The following is a 20,891-nucleotide window of genomic DNA, read 5'->3' as shown; positions in this document are numbered from 1 at the left end:
AGCAGGAGGGTGTCGTGTTGGAGAGTGTGTTCGGGGTGCACCCGACGATCCTCCTGGAATTGCTGACCATTCCTCTGTTCACCGGAGTCATCGGCTACATCACCAACTGGACCGGTGTGCTGATGTTGTTCCGGCCGATCGCATTCCACGGTGTCCGGGTGCCCGGCCTGCGGTACCTGTACCCGTACCTGCCCAAGCGGATCCAGATCTTGCCGCTGCTCAGCGACGACGGCCGCTTCGGCTGGCAGGGCATCGTGCCCTCGCGCGCCGACAAGATGGCCAGTATCGCGGTGGACAAAGGACTTTCGAAACTCGGTAGTGTCGCCGACTTCTATCGGGAACTGGAGCCGGACGCGCTCGCCGAACACCTCGCGGTGACCGCGGAGACACAGATCCGCGATATCGTCGAGACAATCCTGCGCCGCGAACATCCGCAGCTCTGGTACAACCTGCCGATACAGGTCCGGGAGTTGGTCCACGAGCGGGTTCGCGGGCAACTACCGGATATTCTGCGTGAACTCACCGCGGAACTCGGCGCGAACATCGACCAGTTGCTCGATGTCAAACAGATGGTGATCCGATATTTCCAGTCCCGTCCGCAGCTGCTCAATCAATTGTTCCAAGTGCTGGGCGCCAAGGAATTGCGATTCATGCAGAACTTCGGTCTGTACTTCGGCGCGCCGATGGGTGTCGTATTGGTGGGCATCCTGCACCTGACCGGATGGCCGACCCTCGCTGTCCTGCCGATAGGTGGCGTGATCATCGGCTGGGTGGTCAACTGGGTCGGTCTGAACATGATCTTCGCGCCCGCCGAACCGAAGTGGTGGTGCCCGTGGCGGCAGGGTCTGCTGATCAAACGCCAGGGCGAGATCACCACCGGCTACGCCGAGCTGGTGTCCACCCAGGTCATGACGCTGGCCAATATCGGGGACGAACTGCTGAACGGCCCGAAATCCGACCGCACCCTGCAGATGCTGGAGGACACCTTGCGCCCCGCGGCCGACCGGGCGATGGGCCCGGCCCGGGGCGCGGTGAAACTGGTGCTCGGCAGCCGCGAATACCAGTCGCTGACCCGGACCCTGACCTCCGAGGCGATGGCGATCGCCCCACTGGCGTTCTCCGACCAGGATTTCAACGTGCGGCAGGGTAAGCAGATCAGCGCCTATATCGCCAAGCAGATGTCCGAACTGTCGCCGAACGATTTCGTCGATATGCTGCGGGCGGCGATCAAACAGGACGAATGGCTGCTGTTCGTGCACGGCGGCGTACTGGGACTGTTCGCCGGATACGCGCATATCCTGGTCTTCGGAACGGGGGTGGCGACCACATGGCTGTGAACCGAGAATCGCGGGACAGCGGCGAGCCCGGGCGGCCCGGTGGCCCCGCCGCGACGATCCGCGCGGTGAGCGGCGTCGCGCGGGTCGCGGCATCCGCGGTATCGGGAACGACGCGCTGGGGTGTGCACACCGCCCTCGATGTCACCGAAACCGTGGTTCGCGGCAGTATGGCCGGACTCCCCCCGGCCGAGATCCGCGACGAGGCGGTCCAGCAGATGCAGGGGGCACTACGCCGGGCGCTCGGTGTCCCGGCAGCCGAACCACGAGCGGAATCCCCGACCGAACGATCGTTGCGGGAACAGGGCGCCGCCCTGCTGCGCTTGGCCGCCAGTCCCCGCGCCGCCGACGAGGGCCATCCGGCGTTCGCCCGGATCCTGGCCGAACTCACCTCCGACGAAGCCCGCATCCTGCGGTTGCTGCGGCTCGACGGCCCCCAGCCGGCGGTGACCGTACGTGGCGGCCGCCGGGCGCGGCGCAGCAGCCGCAAGGCGGAACAGGCGTCCGGCACAGCCGAGATCGGGGTGAGCATGATCGGTGAACACGCCGGACTCCGGCATCCCGAGCGGATCCAGCGCTACCTGACCAATCTGCGCCGGATCGGCGTGATCGAACTACTGCCCGATCCGGTGGGCGCACCCGAGCGCTATCAACTCCTGGAGGCCCAGGCACCCGCGATCGAACTGTTGAAACAGGCCGGTGGTCGCGGCAAATTCCAGCACCGCGGTATCGCGCTCACCGTATTCGGCGAGGAGTTCGTCCAGGCCAGCCTGCCGATCACCGGCGAAGTCGGACCGACGGCCGAGAACCACTGACCGTCGGCCGGCGCGTCACACTTCGTCGGCGAGTTCCATCCAGCGTTCCTCGGCAGCTTCCTTCTGCGCCTGCACATCCTTGAGGTCGGCGCCCAGGGTCATCAATTTGTCCGGTTCGGTCGCGGCATCGGCCAGCGCTGCGTGTAGCACCGTCGCCCGCTCGCCCAGTTTGTCGATGGTGCGTTCCAGGCGGGTGAGTTCCTTGCGGGCGGCGCGGTAGGCCGCGGAATCCGTTTGCGACGTGGCCGTTTGCGGGCCGGATTGTGGGGCTGCCGACGAGCCGGCCGACAGTTCGGCGCGGCGACGCAGGTATTGGGTGATCCCACCTGGCAGGTTGGTGAGAGCGCCGTCGCCGAACAGCGCCCAGGTGGTATCGCAGATCCGCTCGACGAGGTAGCGGTCGTGACTGATCACCACCAGGGTCCCGGCCCAGTTGTCCAGCAGATCCTCCAACTGCTGCAGAGTGTCGATATCGAGGTCGTTGGTGGGCTCGTCCAGTAACAGCACATTGGGCTCTGCCATCAAGATGCGGGTCAGCTGCAGCCGGCGTCGTTCCCCGCCCGACAGATCCCGTACCGGGGTGCGCTGGCGGGCCGGGGTGAATCCGAGCCGTTCGGCGAGCTGCCCGGCCGACAGGTCGAGCGCTTTGCTGCCCTCGCCCAATGTGATGCGCATAGCGATCTGCTGGACGGCCTCGAGTACCCGCATATCGGTCGGGAGATCGTCGAGTTCCTGCCGCAACCAGCCGATCCGCACAGTCTGGCCCTGTACCCGCTTACCGGTCACCGGGTCGGTATCACCGGCCAGCACCCGCAAGAGCGTGGTCTTTCCCGACCCGTTCACCCCGACCAGACCGACCCGTTCCCCGGGGGCCAACTGCCAGGTGAGATCGCGCACCAGTTCACGACCGTCCGGCGTGGTGAGGGTGGCGTCCTCGAGTTCGATCACCACGCGACCCAGCCGCTTCTTGGCGAACGCGGCCAGCGAGACCGAATCGCGCGGCGGCGGCACGTCGGCGATCAGCGCCTCGGCGGCCTCGACCCGGTAGCGCGGTTTGGAGGTCCGGGCCTGCGGGCCGCGACGCAGCCACGCGAGTTCCTTACGGGCGAGGTTGCGGCGCCGAGCCTCGGTGGCATCCGCCTGGCGGGCGCGTTCGGCGCGCGCGAAGATCCAATCGCCGTAGCCGCCCTCGTAGGTTTCCACCCGGCCGCCGACGACCTCCCAGGTTCGGGTCGCGACAGTGTCCAGGAACCAGCGGTCGTGGGTGACGACGACGAGCGCGCTGCGCCGGGCCAGCAGATGCTCGGCCAGCCACTCCACCCCCTCGACATCGAGGTGGTTGGTGGGTTCGTCGAGTACCAGCAGGTCCAGTTCACGCACCAGCGCGGCGGCCAGCGCGACCCGGCGGCGTTCACCGCCGGAAAGATTGGTGACCGATGTACCCAGCCCCAGGTCGGCGATGCCGATACCGTCGAGCACCGACCGGATCCGCGGATCGGCGGCCCATTCGTGTTCGGCGAGATCGCCGGTGGGCGCGTCGTCGGCCAGACCGGCCAGCACCACTTCACCGATGGTCGCGCCCTCGGGCAGGACTCCGCGCTGGGTGACCACGGCCATCCGCAACCCGCCGACGCGGCTGACCCGGCCGCTGTCGGGCCCCTCGATCCCGGTCAGCACTTCCAGCAGGGTGGTCTTACCGCCCCCGTTGAGGCCCACGACCCCGATCCGGTCGCCGGAATGCACGCCCAGCGATACCGCGTCGAGCAGCGGAGTGACCCCGAAACTCTTGCTGACCTGTTCGAGGTTGATCAGGTTGGACATGGATCCTTCCGCCTACAGCTGCCGGCCACGCCTGTACGGGGCCCCGGCCAGCCTAATAGGCACTGTTGGGCGTAGCCCATCCGCAGCCCGCGCATGGCCGCAGCGAAGGCGGAGGTACGCCTAATAGGCACTGTTGGGCGTAGCCCATCCGCAGCCCTGTGCATGGCCGCAGCGAAGGCGGAGGTACGGGTGATCCGCCGATCAAGCGCGGCGTGGGCCGGGCCCCGGGTCCGGCACCGGCGGATGCGGCTCCTCGTGACTCGTCACCCGCGCGCCGGGCACCGGTCCGGTGGCCGTGCGCACGCTGCGGGCCACGCCCGCGCCGGACAGTTCCGCCGCGACCTCGACCGCCGATTCCGCCGATTCGCACAGGAACGCACAGGTCGGGCCGGAACCGGAGACCACTCCGGCCAGCGCGCCGACCTCCACTCCGGCGCGCAGGGCGCGGCGCAGATCAGGTCGCAGCGAGACGGCGGCGGCCTGCAGGTCGTTGCCGAGCAGTGGCGCGAGTTGTTTCGCGTCCCCCGAGGCCAGCGCCTGCATGATCTCCTGGGGTTCGCGGAGCCTGGGCGGATCCCCCTGGACTCGCAAGCGGTCGAGCTCGGTGAAGACTTCCGGGGTGGACAGGCCCCCCTTGGCCAGCGCCAGCACCCAATGGAAGGCGTTGCGCGACAGCACCGGTAGCAGGCGTTCGCCACGCCCGGTCCCCAGTGCGGTGCCGCCGTGCAGCGCGAAGGGCACGTCGCTACCGAGTTCGGCGCCCACGGCGGCGAGTTCGTCGCGGTTCATCCCGAGTTCCCACAGCTCGTTCAGCCCGACCAGGGCAGCGGCCGCGTCGGCGCTACCACCGGCCATCCCCCCCGCCACCGGGATGCCTTTGTCGATGGTGATCTCCACCAGCGGCGCACGCCCGGCCAGCTGGGCGAGCCGCACCGCGGCCTTCCACACCAGGTTGGTCCGATCGGTGGGTACTTCGGCGGCGCCTTCCCCGGTGACCCGCAGGGTGAGCGAGGTGGCGGGGGTGATCTCCAGGTCGTCGGCGAGCGAGAGTGCCTGGAAAACGGTGGTGAGCTCGTGGTAGCCGTCGGCGCGCAGGTCACCTACTCCCAGATGGAGGTTCACCTTCGAAGGAGCCCGTACGGTGACGGGACTGGGCACAACGGACAGCACGGTGACCCAGCCTAGTAGGCACAGCTGGGCGAAGCCCATCTATAGCCCGCGCACGGCCGCAGCGAAGGCGGAGTCACGCTCCTCGCGGCGTGACCTCATTGCGTCCGTTTACCCCCCGGGGGTATAGTGACGGTACCGTCCCCAGGACGGGCGACGAGCACAAAGGAGACGCCATGGCCACGACCAGCACCTACACCGTCACCGGCATGACCTGCGGACACTGCGTCCAGTCGGTACAAACGGAGATCGGGAAGATCGACGGTGTCACCAGCGTCGATGTGGACCTCGCGTCCGGCCGGGTCGTCGTCGTGGGCAGCACCCCCGTCTCCGATGCCGATATCGCGGCAGCGGTGGACGAGGCGGGCTACGAGATCGCCGACTGAGCGTCAGGGAACCCGGCCGTTCAGCGATCGAGGCCGCCCGCCGACCGGCGGGCGGCCTCGAGTTCATAGTGTCGTGCCGATCGCCCGCACCTCGTCAGCCACGAGGAGGTGCGCGCCGAACACCTTGTACGACACACTGTTGCAGCACCGGGCCTCCAACACGTTCGAGAGCTCCATGACGAAGGCCCGCGCGCGGACCGCTCCACAAGGACGTGCGGAGCGTTCACTTCGCCGAAAATTGTGACCTGAATCACTCATTGGAACCGGAAGCTGTTCCGCCGCATCCAATTCAGTAGTTCAACCGAACACTATCGGTGCGGAGGGGGGAATCGAGTCGACCGGCTTTGCCGATCCGCGCCATCGAACCACGAGGATGAAAATGAAGAAGAAGATTTCAGCCGCCCTTTTCATCGGAGCGGCCGCAGCGGGTATCGCAGTCCAGCTTTCGGGCGTCGCGGGCGCAACCGAAGCGGATGGGACATACGACACCTCGGAGCAGTGCTGGAACGCGATTGCGGAAAAGACACGAAATGGGACATACGACGCCCCGCCGATGACGTATTACTGCAAGCAGACAGCGAGCGGTAAATGGATCATTACACGCTAGTTTCGGGAGACGGCGCGGTTCACCCCGCGGCCTCGCGAAACGCTGCGGGCTACCCGGACGAACCGACCGGCCCGCGAAAATCACGAATTCGGTAGCCAGAGATCTTCCCATCGACCGAGCCGGTCCGCACCGAAAGCCTTATGGAGCATTGCTGGGCGACCAGCGCCCACAACATTTCGGTTCACACGCGAACCGGCCCAACGCCAGATCGGTGAATCGAGGCCGAGCTACCACGAGGCCCGCGCGAACGCGCGGGCCTTCGGCGTTGCCGCGACGGCGAAAACGGGAATTGCCCACAGACCATGGGCGACAAGCCGTTACACCACCCGGTTCCCCGACACGTTCCGAGCCGGGACCCGTTCAGGACTGCGCGGCGAGACGGACGAACGCCGCGGTATCCAGAGTCTCCCCGCGGGCGGTCGGTGCGATACCGGCCGCGAGCAGCCGGCGTTCGGCCTCCGCCGGGCTACCCGCCCATCCGGCCAGGGCGGCCCGCAGCGTTTTCCTGCGCTGCGCGAACGCCAGGTCGACCACTTCGAAAACTCGCCGCCGATGCGCCACATCGACCGGCCACGGCGATTCGGCGAACCGATCGATACGTACGAGACCCGATTCCACCTGCGGAACCGGCCAGAACACGTGGCGACCCACCGCGCCCGCCTTGCGCACGGTTCCGTAGAAGCCCGCTTTCACGCTCGGCACCCCGTACACCCGGCTTCCCGGTTTCGCAGCGAGCCGGTCGGCCACCTCGGCCTGCACCATCACCAGCGCGGTGGCGATACTCGGGAACTCGGCGAGCAGATGCAGCAGGACCGGTACAGCCACGTTGTACGGCAGATTCGCGACCAACGCGGTGGGCGGCACCGATAGCGCGTCCGACCCGATCCGTAGTGCGTCACCCGGGATCACGGTCAGCCGAGACGCCAACTCTCCGGCCCGATCCCGCACCGTCGCGGGCAAATGTCCGGCCAGCACCGGGTCGATCTCCACCGCCAGCACGGCGTCCACCACATCCAGTAGGGCCAAGGTCAGTGAACCGAGCCCGGGCCCCACCTCGAGCACGGTATCCGCCCGCCCGACTCCGGCCGCGGTCACGATCCGCCGGACGGTGTTGGCATCGTGCACGAAGTTCTGCCCGAGCTGTTTGGTCGGGCGTACCCCCAACTGCTCGGCCAGTTCGCGCACTTGCGTGGGGCCGAGCAGAGCGGCCTGGCCACGCACCATCATCTCGGCATCGGACACCGGGAGAACCTACCAACCCGGTGCGGACGCGAGATCAGGCCGCGTCGATATCCAGCGAATACGAAATACCGGCCGGCGCGGAGTGCGCCCGATCGCTGCCGGCGTCGTGGGTGGCGATCGCCGCACCGGCACCGGCGATCAGGGTCAGCAGCACAGCGGCGATGACCAGGTACAGCAGCGGCGAGCGTGAGGAGTTGATCCTCGCAAAGGGTGGCACGGTCACAGGACGATAACGACGCCCGTGCCGCCCCACAACCGCTACGAACCGACCCGCTGATCCTTCACATCGCACACCCGAGTCGGCACCCCAGGTCGACGAGACATTCGCTCGCGGATATGTGATTCGAGTCACTCAAGATCAACAGGGTTCAGCCGCGCCCGAATCGATATACACGGCGCGCGTTCGCTGTACTGATCTCGGCCAGTTCACCCGGATCCTGACCACGGATCTCGGCCACCGCGCGCACGGTGTAGGGCAGGCAGTACGGCTCGTTGGGCGCGCCCCGGTACGGGTGCGGAGTCAGGTACGGCGCATCGGTCTCGAACAGCAGCTGATCGTCGGGCACCACCTTTACCGCCTCCCGCAATTCGTGCGCGTTCTTGAAGCTCGACGTGCCGGAAAAGCTCAGGACATACCCCTCGGCCACACACGAGACCGCCATATTCGCATCCGACGAGAAACAGTGGAAGATCACTGTCTCCGGCGCGCCCTCGTCCAGCAGGACGGTCAGCAGGTCGTGATCGGCCTCCCGGTTGTGGATCATCAACGGTTTACCGATTCGCTTGGCCAGGTCGATATGCCAGCGGAAACCCTCGATCTGGGTTTCGATATCCGCGCACCCCTCGAGCTTCCCCGGCCAGTAGTAGTCCAGCCCGGTCTCGCCGACCGCCACCACCCGCGGATCCACGGCCAGTTTCTCCAACTCGGTCCGCGCAGCGTCGTCGAGAGCGTTCGCCCGAGTCGGATGCAGCGCGACCGCCGCGTACACCCGGTCGTCCCAACCGGCCGCGCGCACCGCCCAGCGCGCGGCGTCCAGATCGTCGGCGACCGTCACCACCCGGCCGACTCCGGCCGCGGCCGCCCGGTCGAGCATCTCTGTGACCGAGGCCGCATCGGTGGCGCCACAGGCGTCGAGATGGGTATGCGCGTCCACCAGCGGTATCAGCGGTTCGGGCAGCGGAGGCGCGGGACGTTTCGAGGTCATCGGCCCGCCCCCCGGAGGGCGAGTGGACCGGCGAACAGAACGAGGGCCGCCCCGCGGGCGGACCGGGGCGCACGCACACGATCGAGAAGAGGCACGCCACCACAGTAGAGACCCCGCCCCGGCACCGCGGCGTGGCAGTTCGGCCGTCCGGCGCCCCGAGGCGGGCGTCCGGCCGATTCGATTCCGGTCGGCGAGGCCCTGCCAGTAGCCTCTGATGGCATGAACACGCAGTCGAGTCGAGTGCACTGCGGTCCTCATGATGGAATCGACGGACCATGAGCGCAGTCGATCGTCCCGCCTTCTACCTGACCACGGCCATCGCGTACCCCAACGGTGCGCCGCATATCGGACACGCCTACGAGTACATCTCCTCGGACGCGCTCGCCCGATTCAAGCGGCTCGACGGGTACGACGTGTTCTTCATGACCGGTACCGACGAGCACGGTCAGAAGATGCAGCAGACCGCCGCCGCCGAGAACATCCCGGTGGAGGAACTGGCCGCCCGTAATTCCGATGTGTTCGAGCGGATGGACAAAGCCCTCGACGTCTCCTTCGACCGCTTCATCCGCACCACCGACACCGACCATCAGGTCGCCAGTGCCGCCATCTGGCAGCGGATGCTGGACAACGGCGATATCTACCTCGACAACTACTCGGGCTGGTACTCGGTACGCGACGAGGCGTTCTACACCGAGGAGGAGACCACGCTGCTCGACGACGGCAGCCGTATCTCCACCGATACGAAAACCCCGGTCACCTGGACCGAGGAGTCCAACTTCTTCTTCCGGCTCTCGGCTTACCAGGACAAACTGCTCGCGCTCTACGACGAGCACCCGGAGTTCATCGCCCCGGCGACCCGCCGCAACGAGATCGTGAGCTATGTGAAGGCCGGTCTCAAGGACCTCTCGATCTCGCGGACCACCTTCGACTGGGGTGTGCCCGTCCCGGGCCATCCCGACCATGTGATGTACGTCTGGGTGGACGCGCTCACCAACTACCTCACCGGTGTCGGTTTCCCGGACACCGATTCGGCTGCGTACCAGAAGTTCTGGCCCGCCGATGTGCACATCATCGGTAAGGACATCACCCGTTTCCACACCGTGTACTGGCCGGCGTTCCTGATGTCGGCCGGCATCGAACTGCCACGCCGCGTCTTCGTACACGGGTTCCTGTACAACAAGGGCGAGAAGATGTCGAAATCGGTCGGCAATGTGGTCGACCCGCTCGACCTGGTCGACACCTACGGGCTCGACGCGGTGCGATTCTTCCTGCTGCGCGAGATCTCCTACGGACAGGACGGCAGCTACAGCCACGAGGCGATCGTCTCCCGGATCAACGCCGACCTCGCCAACGAATTCGGCAACCTGGTGCAGCGCAGCCTGACCATGGTCGCCAAGAACTGCGGTGCGGCCGTCCCCACTCCGGGTGAGTTCACCGCGGCAGACCGGGCGCTGCTCGACCGCGCGAACGGGCTGCTGGAACGCTGCCGGGCCGAATTCGATGTCCAGCAGATGCATCTGGCGCTCGAACAGATCTGGCTGACCCTCGGCGAGACCAACCGCTACTTCAGCGCCCAGGCACCGTGGGCACTGCGCAAATCGGGTACCGACGCCGATCTCGCCCGAATGGCGACGGTCCTCTACGTCACCCTCGAGGTCGTCCGGATCGTGGCTATCCTGGTCCAGCCGGTGCTACCGGGATCGGCCGCACGGATCCTGGACCTGCTCGCCCAGCAGGACCGCGAATTCGCCGCGATCGCCATCCCACTGGTTCCCGGCGTCGCGCTGCCGGCCCCCGAACCGGTGTTCCCGCGCTACGTGGAGCCGAAAACCGACGACTGATCCGGCCGGATTCAGTCCATCGCGGCGCGGCGGGCAGCCAGCACGGCATCGTAGAGTTCCCGGCGGGAAACCCCGGCGACCTCAGCGATCTCCGCGCTCGCGTCTTTGAGACGCAGGCCCGCCGCGGCGCGTTCCTCCACCTGCGCCACCAGATCGTCCGGATCGATCACGGTGGCCGAGGCGCCCGCGAGCACCACAGTGATCTCGCCGCGCGCCCCGTCCACCGCCCATTCGGCGAGCTCGGCGAGGGTGCCGCGAACCACCTCTTCGTAGGTCTTGGTGAGTTCCCGGCATACCGCTGCCCGGCGGTCACCGCCCAGCACCTCCACGGCATCGGCCAGGCAGTCCGCCAACCGGTGCGGCGCCTCGAAGAAGACACACGCCCGCTTCTCCCCCACGAGAGTTCCCAGCCACTCTTTGCGGCGGCCCGATTTCCGGGGTGCGAAACCGTCGAAACAGAACCGGTCCACCGGTAGCGCCGAAAGCGCCAGCGCCGTGGTCACCGCCGATGGACCGGGCAGACAGGTCACCGGCAGCCCACGCTCCGCGCACGCCGCCACCAACCGGTACCCGGGATCGCTCACCGACGGCATACCGGCATCGGTGACCAGCAGGACACTGCGGCCCTCCGCGATCTCGGTCAGCAGCGCCGGAATCCGCGCCTCCTCGACATGGTCGTAGAAGCTGACCACCCGCCCCCGGATCTCCACGCCGAGCGCATCCGCCAGCGACCGGGTGCGCCGAGTGTCCTCGGCCGCGACGATATCGGCGCTGCCGAGTGCGTCCCGCAGCCGCAGCGAAGCATCCCCGATCGCGCCCAGCGGTGTCGCCGCCAGTATCAGCCCGCCGTCGGTCACCACGCTCCTACCCGGCCCGGCCGGGCCTCTGTATCTTCGGCGCGCCGGCGCGCGCGGGCGTCGAGGTATCTCGGAAGGACTCGACTCGTACAGGTTACGTCGGCATCCGACGTCCGAGGGCCTGACCCCACCACGCTGGAGCCGGGGCTATGACACATAAGCTCGGAGCGTGACCCAGCTGACCGAATCGCGCCGCAGTCCGGCCTGGCGGCCGCCGCGCACCTGGTCGAGCCCGGCGCCACTGCGGCCCGCACCCGACTTCGGTCCCACCGACACCGCGCGCGGCTGGGTGGTCACCCTTTTCCTTACGGTGATCGCGGCCATCACCCGTTTCACCATGCTCAACTATCCGACCGACGCGGGTACACCGGTTTTCGACGAGAAGCACTACGCGCCGCAGGGCTGGCAGTTCCTCACCGGCGGGATCGAGGACAACCCCGGTTATGGGCTGGTGGTGCATCCGCCGGTCGGCAAGCAGATGATCGCCGTCGGGGAAGCGCTGTTCGGATACAACGGCTGGGGCTGGCGGTTCTCCGCCGCGCTCGCCGGAACCGTACTGATCCTGCTGGTCATCCGGATCGTGCGGCGGATGACGCGCTCCACGATGTTGGGCGCCCTGGCCGGGATCATGCTGATCGCGGACGGGACGACATTCGTATCGTCGCGGATCGGGATGCTCGATATCTTCATCACCGTTTTCGTCACCGCCGCCTTCGGCTGTCTGATCGTCGACCGTGACCAGATGCGCGCACGGCTCGCGAGAGCCGATGCCGAGGGCCGGATCGGCGAAACTCCGTGGGGTCCGCGCCTGGGCGTGCGCTGGTGGCGATTCGGGGCCGGGGTGTTGCTGGGGCTGGCCTGCGGAACCAAATGGTCCGGGCTGTATTTCATCGCCGCGTTCGGGCTGATGAGCGTCCTGTTCGACCTGTTCGCGCGCCGCACCTACGGTGTCCGCAAACCGGTGTACGGCACCGCCGTCCGCGATCTGGGCCCCGCGCTGTATGCGCTGGTGCTGATCCCGCTGGGCGTGTATCTGGCGAGTTATGCCGCCTGGTTCCGCAGCGAAACCGCTGTGTACCGGTACATGACCGGTAACCCGTCGGCCCCAGAGGACGGTATCGGCGACGGCGGTTTCTGGTCCCAGGTGATGCCCGACGCCATGCGGTCACTGTGGTACTTCCAGTCCCGCACCCTCACCTTCCATTCCGAGCTCACCAATTCCGCCGGCAACCATCACCCGTGGGAATCCAAACCCTGGACCTGGCCGATGGGGTTGCGGCCGATGCTGTACTACTACGCCGATGACGGCGTGACCGGCTGCGGTCAGACCGAATGTGTCAAGGCCGTCATGCTGGTCGGCACCCCCGCCCTGTGGTGGGTCTCGCTGCCGGTGCTGGCCTGGGGTTTCTGGCGCTGGATCGTGCGCCGGGACTGGCGGTACGCGGCCGTCCTCACCGCCTACGGCGCGGCCCTGCTGCCCTGGTTTCTTACGCTGGACCGGCAGATGTACTACTTCTACGCGGTGACCCTGGCGCCGTTCCTGGTGATGGCCGTCGCGCTGGTCCTGGGCGACATACTCGGCACCGCCAGACGCCCGGTGGCCCGCGGACCGGGCGGCATGTTCCTCCCTGCCGAACCGAGCGAACGCCACAGCTTGGGCCTCTTGGCGGTCTGCCTCTACCTGGGCCTGGTGATCGCGAACTTCATCTGGCTGTGGCCGATCCTCACCGGCCTCCCGATCACAGCCGGTAACTGGCAGGACCACCTATGGCTCCCCAGCTGGCGATAACGCGCGCACCTCGCCCGGACGTCCGACGCGACGGGGTCCGGCCCTACGATGCGTTCAGCGCTACTTCGACGAAGTGGATCGCGGCGTCGGCGCCGAGGCCCAGCCGCCGGATCGCCGCGATGTACTCCGAGGCGGCCCGACCCGCGGCATCGGCGGTGGGGTCGCCGGAGGAGGCGATGAAAGAGCCCAGCCGGCCGCGGGTTTCCAGGACTCCGTCCTGTTCCAGTTCGCGGTAGGCGCGGGCCACCGTATTGGGAGCCAGGCCCAGTTGCGCGGCCAGGGCCCGCACCGTGGGGATCTTGGTGCCCGCGGCCAGTTCACCCGCCCGGACCCTGGCTATGACGGCGAGCCGCAGTTGTTCGTACGGCGGGACGCCCGAATCGTGGGACACCGTGATCTCGAGCATGGCTCGTTCTTACCGCATCCGGCCTGATTTCATACCGGATCCCGGGCAAGCGGGCAGGACAGACAGCGTGGCCCGCCACGGCCCGAGCCCAGTTCCGATCCGGGGATACGCAGTACTTCGATACCGGAGTCCTCGAGCCGGGCATTGGTCATCTCGTTGCGTTCGTAGGCGACGACCACTCCCGGGCGCAGGGCCAGGGTGTTGTTGCCGTCGTCCCACTGTTCCCGTTCGGCGGTGACCCCGTCGAGTCCGGTATCGATCACCCGGAGTTTGCCGATGCCCATGGCTGCTGCGGCGGCGGGTAGGAAGGGGTCGGGACCGGTGACCACACAGCCGTCGGAGTTCTCGTCGGGGCGGATCGTGTATGCCGTGAGACTTTCGCGCACACCCGGATACATCACGACGGCGTCGGTATCGACCATCGTGCACACCGTGTCGAGGTGCATCGTGGCACGGTTCTGAGCGATCGGCACCACCAGCACAGTATGCGCCAGCCGGTCGTCGAACAGGCTGCGCGCCAGCGCTTCCGCGCCCGCCGGGGAGGTTCGCTCGCCCACCCCGACCGCCACCACACCGGGTGCCAGCAGCAGGACATCGCCGCCTTCGATCGGCGCGGTATGCGACTCGTAGGCCCGCCGGACGCCGAGGAACCGCGGGTGGAAGGCGTAGACGAGATCGGTGAGCGAGGTCTCCCGGGCCCGGGCCGGTAGCGCCAGCGCGGTGATGGCGACCTTGGGCCCGATCCAGAACGAGGAGTCGCGGGTGAAGAGCAGGTTCGGCAGCGGATCGATGACGAAATCGCCGCCCTGGTGCATCCGGCGGACCAGCGAGGTGTTGTCCGCGGCGAAGGGTAGTTCGTCGAAGGTCATCCCCGCCATGAGGATTCGCGCCAGTTCGGGTGCGGGGACCCCGCGCAGGTAGCCGGCCAGATCGTCGGCAAGGGCGTGCCCGAGGCGGCGGGCGTGTACGGCGGCGGAGATACCCTGGATACGGGCGGCGCCGCTCACCTCGAGCGTTTCGGCGAGCACATCGGCCACCAGCAGGACCTCGACCCCACGGTCGCGCAGTACCTGCGTGAATTGGTCGTGTTCCTGCTGGGCGCGTTCCACCCAGGGAATTCCGTCGAACAGCAGTTGATCGTTGTTACGCGGGGTGAGGCGGCGCAACTCGTCGCCGGGGCGGTGCAGGAGTACCGCGCGCAGGTCGCCGACCTCACTGGTCACCCCGTAGGCGGCGGGGTAGGTCCGGTTCTCCTCCCGGGCGGATATCGGATCGGGCACGGCGTCTGGTCCCATGTCCCGACACTAGTGCGCGAACGGAGCGCGGGCACGGCGGCGCCCATCGGTTCGCGGGGGAGTTGCCCCGATTCCGCCCCGGCCTCCAGCAACCTGAAGTATGGTTCAGATAAAGGAGGAGTATCGATGCCGACAGCGGATTGGAAGATCAAAGAGCTGACCCCGGGCCAGCTTTCCGAGCGTAGTGGAGTAGCCGTGTCCGCGCTGCATTTCTACGAACGCGAAGGCCTCATCAACAGCCGCCGGACCAGCGGAAATCAGCGGCGCTACACCCGTGAGACGTTACGCCGGGTGGCGTTCATCCGGATCTCGCAACGAGTCGGCATCCCACTCAGCGATATCCGAGCCGCCCTGGACCGTTTGCCGGAAGGTCGCACACCCACCCGGCGCGATTGGGAGACGCTGTCCACAGACTGGCGCGAGGACCTGGACGATCGGATAACCCAGCTGGTCCGGCTGCGCGACAACCTCACCGGATGCATCGGCTGCGGCTGCCTGTCCCTGGGTAGCTGCAAACTGGTGAACGAGTACGACAGGCTCGGCGCCGAAGGGCCCGGAGCGCGTGTACTGGACGTGCATCTCAATTGCCCGGAGCCGGACCACGACAGGTCCGACGAGACGCTCGATTGCCCGGAGCCGGACCACAACGGGTCCGACGAGACGTTCAACTCGCCGGCGGAGAACCCGAATCTGTTGTGTTCGCCGCTGGCAGATCCCGGTTCACCGACTGCTTCAGCGTGCTGAACTGCTGATTGGCCTGCCGCATCAGCAGTTCGTACGGGAAGGCGAATTTCCGCTTCCACCAGTACCCGAAACGGATATCGAAGGAGCTGTACACCAGGAACCGGTTGCGTTCGATCCCCTTCAGGATCACCGCGGCGACCTTCTCCGGCGCCACCGCGTGCCGGGTGAACAGCGAGACGACCTTCTGTACCCGTGGATGCTCCTTGTCCACACCCACCAGGTCGAACGACCGCACCAGCGGGGTGGCGACCGCGCCCGGTGTCACCACGTGCACCGAGATCCCGTGCTCGGCCAGCTCGAAACGCAGCACCTCCGACAACCCGCGCAGCCCGTATTTGGCGGCGCTGTAGGCGGCGTGCCACGGCAGGGCCAGCAGACCGGCGGCCGAGGAGACGTTCACCAGCGCCCCGCCCCGACCGGCTCGCACCATCGGCGGGACGAATCGCTCGATGATATTGATCGGCCCCAGCAGATTGATATCGATCATCCGCCGCCAGTGCCGGATCTCCAGACTGTCGACCGTCCCCCATACCGAGGTCCCGGCGACGTTCATCACCACGTCGAGGGCGCCGAACTCCTCGTGCACGCGGGTGGCGAACCCGGCGACGGAGTCGTAATCGGTGATATCGAACGCTTCGGCGATGAGCACCGTGCCACCGGCCCGTTCGATCTCGGCGACCGTATCGGCCAGTCCGGCGGCATCGATATCGGTGAGCACGAGCCGCCCCCCGCGCGCCGCGGTCGCCAGTGCGGTCGCCCGGCCGATACCGCTGGCCGCGCCGGTGATCAGCGTTTTCGCGTCCTGAACCGATTTCCTGCGGTCGATCCGCCCCATACTGAACTCCCGATCGTCCGGCTGCGCTGTCGGCAGCAGCCTACGGCCCGACCGGCACCCCCACTCCGAAAGGCCCTCATATGCGACCGTTCACGGCCCGGAAACGCGCGCTGCTCGTTCTCGCCGTCACCCTCGCCGCCGCCCTCGGCGCCACGGGCACCGTCGGCTACCTCACCTTTCTCCGGTCGCCGGTGGACTCACCGCCTCGGGCCTGCCGCGGCGCGGAAACCTCCGGCGGGCCCGTGGTCGTCGCGGCCGGCGCCAGCATGACCAGGGGCATCCTCGGCGCGGACTGGGTCGGCGCGCTCCGGAAACGGGACGAATTCGGCGGTCACCGCTTCGTCAACGCCGGCGTCAACGGAAACACCAGCGCGGACCTGCTCGACCGGCTCGAAACCGATGTCCTGGACTGTCGTCCGGACGCGGTCATCGTCCTCGTCGGCACCAACGACGTCCGCAACGACGTCGCGCTGGACACCTACCGGGACAACCTCACCGCCATCGTCGGGCGCATCACCACAGTGGGCACGGCCCATGTGGCATTGATGTCGCTGCCCCCACTGGGCGAAGATCCCGACGATGAAACCAATCGGCGGCTGGCCGGATACAACCGGGTCATCGCCGAAACAGCCGCCGGCGCCGGTATCGATTACATCCCGCTACATGAGCGGATCGCCGAACTAGTCCAGCAGCCCGCCGATCCGAGCGCGCGATACGACTTCGGTTTCACCCTCGCGTTCGCCGCCGCCGCACAGCACTATCTGTTCGGGCGCACCTGGGATCAGGTCGCCCACAGCCGGGGCTCGGATCTGTTCGTAGACAGGATCCATCTCAGCGATCGCAGCGGCGCGGTGGTCACCGAGCTCACCGCCCACTGGCTGGCGACAACGCTGCGCTGAACCGGACCGATCCGGCTGTCCCCCCGGCCGGGGCGGTGCCCGGAAGTGCGAGCGCTCGAGTCCTCGCGCCATCACATGTTCCAGGGATCCAAGCCGAATTCGGGCAACATATGGTCCAGGTTGGCCAGCCGCCCGACCGAGGTCAGGAGAGCGTCCCGATTCGCGAGCGTCGGATTGTCATTGAAGGCGCGCGAGATCGCGTAGTGATCGGTGGCCACCCGGTGGCCGATCGCGGCCCGAGTCTGCCGGCCGACCGAGTTCCATTCGTCGGGACTGATCTCGGCCCGCAGCGCGCGGTCGGAATCCCAGTTCCGCTCTACTCGCGCGATGAATTCGCGGTTCAGCTGTGCACCGGGAGCGGGCGCCAGGCTATGCCGGGCCAGACTGTCGGCATCAGCGACGGCCTGCGCGGCGAAGGCCGCCTGTGCCGGGGTCCCGGCGTGGTTGATCACTCCGTAGCCGGAGGCGACAGCCTGCTGTAGCGGAGCGAAACCGTACGGGTTGCGGGATTTTGTATTGTCGCGGACCGATCGCGCCCGCAGCCCCTGATCCACACTCTCGTTGCTCGCCCCGGCGTCGAGCAGCACGGCCGCTAGGTGCAGGGTCGGCACCCGGTTGTTGCCGAGGTACTTGATCGCGCGGGCAAGTCCGAGTTCGGTGTGGATACCGCCCCATTCGTCGGCTTCCCGCCGCGCCAGCAATCGCCAGTTCTGCCGGGCCGCCGCCGACCACTGGTGCCCTTCCAAGCGGCTGGCCGCCGTGGCCGCGTTCACCCGGTCGTTGCGCATCTTGGCGAATGCCAGGGGGCTCAGTGGATTGACGGTTCGCCCGATGAGCCACGCGGTGAGCGGCGAGGAATTGACCGTGTTCAGAGCGGCCAGACTCGCGATCGTGCTCATGCCCGACCCACCACCGGAACTCTTGTCGCCACCCCCGCCCATACCGAGCGCGGTGCCACCGGATCCGGGGCGCGCGCCCTGGATCGCGAGCGAGAATCGGTTGCTCATCCAGTACGAACCGCGGGACAACCCGCCGGCCAGCCGCCCGAACTGCAGGATCGCCACGATTTCGACCACTGCCGCGATCACGATGACCGCGAGTACCTGCCCATGCGCCTGCTGGAAAAGGTTGCCGAGAAACAGCAGGTACACCCCGATGAACACGGTGTAAGCACTCATCCGGGCCGCGGCGATACCGGAGTTCACCAGGTTGCGTACCAGGAAGGTCTGCGTGGGCCCGAAGACGAATCCGCCTGCGGCGAATCCGAAGACAGCCATGAACCCCTGCGTGATCGCGTCGAGCGCGGCCCGCATCAACCGATAGGACAGCACCACCGCGAACAGCAGCAATACGGCCGCGGAGACCAGCAGCAGTAGACCGGTGCCGATCTGGCCCAGGCTCGGATGCGCCGCAGCCGCAGCCGCGGCGGCGTCCCCGCAGGTTTCCAGTGCGTACTGGGTGCGATCGGTGTCGCCGGCGGTCACACCGGAAGACCATGCCGCGGCGCACGAGGAGTTGTTGTCGACGACATGACCGAAGTTCCACACCTGCACCGGACGTCGCGCGAAGTTGTCGGCCATATCGCCCTGCAGTGCGCTCACCGCGAGATCCGGGTTCTGATTGATCGACCCGTCCAGCCCGGACGCGATGGCCAACCCTACGTCGCGCCCCTTGGCGAGTAGACCGTCCGAACCCAGCGCGGCCGCCAGCGGATCGGCCAGGAAGAACGGACCCGATACCGCCACGGCCAGCATCGTGACCGTCTGGATCACGGCGCGGGCGTGGAAACCGCGCACGATGAACCAGGCGACGAAGAACGCGCCGATGGTCGCCGCGGTGATCAAGACGGCCGGAGTCCCGAGCTGGCCGGCGAACGCGTCAGCGGTGCCGCGCAGCGCGTCGGCGAACAAGTCCAGCCAGGCGAAGCTCAGGACGAAGCCGATGAACCAGATCGCGGTGGTCACGATGATCATGTAGCCGACGAATTCCAGCCCCACGATCGTCCATACCACCGTCGCGCCGGGGTCGCGCAGTCCTCCTTTGTCGCTGGCGAAGGAGTAGTCGGCGAGGGAAACGCCGAACGAATCCTGGATGTTCATCCAGGCGACCCCGTCTATCCGGGTCAGCTCGGTCGAGCCGTCCTGTGCGACGGCCACCGCCCCGAGTGCGCCCGGCAGCACGGTCAGTACGAAAAGTCCGGCGAGACACCAGAGGAAGCGACGCCCCCATTCCGCTGCTGTTCGCGATGTGCTGGTCCCGCGTTCACCCCACAGGCTCATCGCCGTCGTTCCGGTCAGCGGAATGCGCGTTTCGCGCGCTCGACGAGTGCGGGCACAGCCCGCCGATCTGGTCTGCCGATCATGCTGGCATTGGTATCGACGCCGAATGAAGTTCAGCTGAACTGGTAGTGGCTGATCGGGCCCACCGCGATGAATTGCGAAACAATAACCGGAAAGATTCCCAACTTTGAGAACCAAAGTATAATGCCGAACTCGGCTCTCCGGATCGTGGCACATTCCGTCGGATGCCGACCCGCCTCCACCACCGGGCGGCAGCGCCACGACGGTGGACGCGGGCAACCGGCCGGCACGGCCGCCGGTTGATAGCATGGCGGATCCAGCCGACCATTCGGTCGGCTTGCCGACCAGGACACATCTCGAAAGAGTCGTTCCATGCAGTTTGAATTCGTCGAGCGGGCCGAGACGTGGGTGGCCGGACTTCCGGTACGCAGCCCCAAGCGTGCGCTCGGCGAGTTGCACGACCGCGATCTCGAGGGCGCCTGGGCCTCGGTACTGCACCACGAGCTGGGCGGCCCGCTGGCCACTGCCTATACCGATTACTCGACGGAACTGGGCACCTACAACACTCAGATCGTCGGTTATCGGTGCACGACCTTCGACGAGGTCACGCGCGGCCACCTGGTCGCCCGCCTACCGCGTGGCACCTATGCGAGATTCTCCTCGGTGGGCAACTTTCCACAGATCATGACCAGCTTGTGGACACAGATCGCCTACGCGGAGGAACACAACCAGATCAACCGGACCTTCTCCGGCGATTTCGAGTTCTACCCACACGCCTACAAGATCGACCTGTATCTGGCGGTCGAACCGCGATGACCTACACGATCGTGGTACGCGGTGAATCCGTGTACGCCGGCCTCGTCTTCCCGAAGGTCCGCCCCAGCTTCAAAGTCAGCAACAGCGAGCTCATCGAGTTCCTCAAGGACCGGGTACGGGAGCGGTTGGACACCGGCGCCGGCTCGGCGGACTCCCAGCGGCCGATGTACACCGTGTACGTCCGGACGCCGACCGGGACCTACAACGCGCTGGTGTGCTTCGAGTACACCGATCCGGGCGAAGCCCCGGTCGGTGATGTCCTGGTCCGGGTCCCCAGGGGCGTGTACGCCCGGTTCGTCCCCAACGGCGACTATCACGATGCCGTCGAGGACGTCTGGGCCCAGGTCGACGACGCGACCGCGTCCGCGGAGATCACCCGCGCCTACCGCGAGGAGATCGAGATCTGGCACGGTTCGGAATCGGTGGAACTGTTCATCTCCATCACCCCCTGATTACTCGAACCACTCGTTGCCCACCGGTAACTAACTCAGTACCAACCGGTCTGGTGGTAACGGTAGATTCCTACTTCATC

General features: G+C 67.1%; 20 protein-coding genes. 10 read left to right on the top strand and 10 right to left on the bottom strand.

Annotated elements, in window-relative coordinates; translation table 11 throughout:
* The first annotated feature begins 14 nt into the window (after positions 1 to 14).
* Both OG405_RS00435 and OG405_RS00430 read left to right on the top strand, forming a co-directional pair.
* Positions 15 to 1,337, top strand: coding sequence for a hypothetical protein (locus tag OG405_RS00435; RefSeq protein ID WP_327149660.1), 1,323 nt, complete (start codon positions 15 to 17; stop codon positions 1,335 to 1,337).
* Positions 1,328 to 2,149, top strand: coding sequence for an Abi-alpha family protein (locus OG405_RS00430; RefSeq protein ID WP_327149659.1), 822 nt, complete (start codon positions 1,328 to 1,330; stop codon positions 2,147 to 2,149). The genes OG405_RS00435 and OG405_RS00430 overlap by 10 nt, the downstream gene beginning before the upstream one ends.
* Before the next feature lie 15 nt (positions 2,150 to 2,164).
* Here the strand turns inward: OG405_RS00430 and OG405_RS00425 are convergent, their stop codons facing one another.
* Positions 2,165 to 3,970 (bottom strand): ABC-F family ATP-binding cassette domain-containing protein, encoded by a 1,806-nt coding sequence (locus OG405_RS00425; protein WP_327149658.1) that lies wholly within the window; start codon positions 3,968 to 3,970, stop codon positions 2,165 to 2,167.
* A 201-nt stretch (positions 3,971 to 4,171) separates the two neighbouring features.
* Complete coding sequence (locus OG405_RS00420) at positions 4,172 to 5,140, bottom strand: 4-(cytidine 5'-diphospho)-2-C-methyl-D-erythritol kinase (RefSeq protein WP_327149657.1); 969 nt, start codon at positions 5,138 to 5,140, stop codon at positions 4,172 to 4,174.
* A 173-nt stretch (positions 5,141 to 5,313) separates the two neighbouring features.
* Between OG405_RS00420 and OG405_RS00415 the strand changes: the two genes are divergently transcribed.
* The gene (locus OG405_RS00415; RefSeq protein ID WP_327149656.1) at positions 5,314 to 5,523 is read left to right on the top strand and encodes a heavy-metal-associated domain-containing protein; all 210 of its coding nucleotides are present in this window, start codon (positions 5,314 to 5,316) and stop codon (positions 5,521 to 5,523) included.
* 379 nt (positions 5,524 to 5,902) lie between these two features.
* Positions 5,903 to 6,130 carry a hypothetical protein gene (locus tag OG405_RS00410; RefSeq protein ID WP_327149655.1) on the top strand — a complete coding sequence of 76 codons (228 nt, stop codon included), beginning with the start codon at positions 5,903 to 5,905 and terminating at the stop codon, positions 6,128 to 6,130.
* A 360-nt stretch (positions 6,131 to 6,490) separates the two neighbouring features.
* On the opposite strand, the gene rsmA is transcribed toward OG405_RS00410, so the two are convergent.
* From rsmA to OG405_RS00395, 3 genes are all read right to left on the bottom strand, one after another.
* Entirely contained in the window at positions 6,491 to 7,357 is an 867-nt protein-coding gene (rsmA, locus tag OG405_RS00405; RefSeq protein WP_442790805.1) for a 16S rRNA (adenine(1518)-N(6)/adenine(1519)-N(6))-dimethyltransferase RsmA, read from the bottom strand.
* 49 nt (positions 7,358 to 7,406) lie between these two features.
* Complete coding sequence (locus tag OG405_RS00400) at positions 7,407 to 7,589, bottom strand: hypothetical protein (RefSeq protein ID WP_327152631.1); 183 nt, start codon at positions 7,587 to 7,589, stop codon at positions 7,407 to 7,409.
* A gap of 151 nt (positions 7,590 to 7,740) precedes the next feature.
* Complete coding sequence (locus OG405_RS00395) at positions 7,741 to 8,577, bottom strand: TatD family hydrolase (RefSeq protein WP_327149653.1); 837 nt, start codon at positions 8,575 to 8,577, stop codon at positions 7,741 to 7,743.
* Positions 8,578 to 8,852: 275 nt separating this feature from the next.
* Here OG405_RS00395 and metG point away from each other — a divergent pair, with 275 nt between their 5' ends.
* A complete protein-coding gene (metG, locus tag OG405_RS00390) occupies positions 8,853 to 10,418 on the top strand; it encodes a methionine--tRNA ligase (RefSeq protein ID WP_327149652.1) in 1,566 nt (521 codons plus the stop codon).
* An 11-nt stretch (positions 10,419 to 10,429) separates the two neighbouring features.
* On the opposite strand, the gene rsmI is transcribed toward metG, so the two are convergent.
* Positions 10,430 to 11,275 carry a 16S rRNA (cytidine(1402)-2'-O)-methyltransferase gene (gene rsmI, locus OG405_RS00385; RefSeq protein WP_327149651.1) on the bottom strand — a complete coding sequence of 282 codons (846 nt, stop codon included), beginning with the start codon at positions 11,273 to 11,275 and terminating at the stop codon, positions 10,430 to 10,432.
* 169 nt (positions 11,276 to 11,444) lie between these two features.
* Here rsmI and OG405_RS00380 point away from each other — a divergent pair, with 169 nt between their 5' ends.
* Complete coding sequence (locus OG405_RS00380; protein ID WP_327149650.1) at positions 11,445 to 13,064, top strand: dolichyl-phosphate-mannose--protein mannosyltransferase; 1,620 nt, start codon at positions 11,445 to 11,447, stop codon at positions 13,062 to 13,064.
* A gap of 43 nt (positions 13,065 to 13,107) precedes the next feature.
* Here the strand turns inward: OG405_RS00380 and OG405_RS00375 are convergent, their stop codons facing one another.
* Together OG405_RS00375 and arcA are read right to left on the bottom strand one after the other, a co-directional pair.
* Positions 13,108 to 13,470, bottom strand: a complete 363-nt coding sequence (locus OG405_RS00375; RefSeq protein WP_327149649.1) for a GntR family transcriptional regulator — start codon at positions 13,468 to 13,470, stop codon at positions 13,108 to 13,110.
* Positions 13,471 to 13,499: 29 nt separating this feature from the next.
* Positions 13,500 to 14,765 (bottom strand): arginine deiminase, encoded by a 1,266-nt coding sequence (arcA, locus tag OG405_RS00370; RefSeq protein ID WP_327149648.1) that lies wholly within the window; start codon positions 14,763 to 14,765, stop codon positions 13,500 to 13,502.
* A 126-nt stretch (positions 14,766 to 14,891) separates the two neighbouring features.
* On the opposite strand from arcA, the gene soxR reads away from it, so the two are divergent.
* On the top strand, positions 14,892 to 15,509 hold the full coding sequence (soxR, locus tag OG405_RS00365; protein ID WP_442790633.1) for a redox-sensitive transcriptional activator SoxR: 618 nt from the start codon (positions 14,892 to 14,894) through the stop codon (positions 15,507 to 15,509).
* Here the strand turns inward: soxR and OG405_RS00360 are convergent.
* Complete coding sequence (locus OG405_RS00360; protein ID WP_327149647.1) at positions 15,430 to 16,344, bottom strand: SDR family oxidoreductase; 915 nt, start codon at positions 16,342 to 16,344, stop codon at positions 15,430 to 15,432. The genes soxR and OG405_RS00360 overlap by 80 nt on opposite strands.
* Positions 16,345 to 16,424: 80 nt before the next feature.
* Between OG405_RS00360 and OG405_RS00355 the strand changes: the two genes are divergently transcribed.
* Positions 16,425 to 17,243 carry an SGNH/GDSL hydrolase family protein gene (locus OG405_RS00355; protein WP_327149646.1) on the top strand — a complete coding sequence of 273 codons (819 nt, stop codon included), beginning with the start codon at positions 16,425 to 16,427 and terminating at the stop codon, positions 17,241 to 17,243.
* A gap of 71 nt (positions 17,244 to 17,314) precedes the next feature.
* Here OG405_RS00355 and OG405_RS00350 read toward each other — a convergent pair whose 3' ends face one another.
* Positions 17,315 to 19,522: a hypothetical protein gene (locus OG405_RS00350; protein WP_327149645.1), complete on the bottom strand. Its 2,208-nt coding sequence runs from the start codon at positions 19,520 to 19,522 to the stop codon at positions 17,315 to 17,317.
* 393 nt (positions 19,523 to 19,915) lie between these two features.
* On the opposite strand from OG405_RS00350, the gene OG405_RS00345 reads away from it, so the two are divergent.
* Together OG405_RS00345 and OG405_RS00340 are read left to right on the top strand one after the other, a co-directional pair.
* Positions 19,916 to 20,359, top strand: a complete 444-nt coding sequence (locus OG405_RS00345; RefSeq protein ID WP_327149644.1) for a GyrI-like domain-containing protein — start codon at positions 19,916 to 19,918, stop codon at positions 20,357 to 20,359.
* A complete protein-coding gene (locus OG405_RS00340; protein ID WP_327149643.1) occupies positions 20,356 to 20,811 on the top strand; it encodes a GyrI-like domain-containing protein in 456 nt (151 codons plus the stop codon). Before OG405_RS00345 ends, OG405_RS00340 begins: the two co-directional genes overlap by 4 nt.
* Positions 20,812 to 20,891 lie beyond the last annotated feature (80 nt).

The sequence above is a fragment of the Nocardia sp. NBC_01329 genome (assembly GCF_035956715.1).
Classification (GTDB): Bacteria; Actinomycetota; Actinomycetes; order Mycobacteriales; family Mycobacteriaceae; genus Nocardia.
This window is presented reverse-complemented; position numbering and strand designations above follow the sequence as displayed.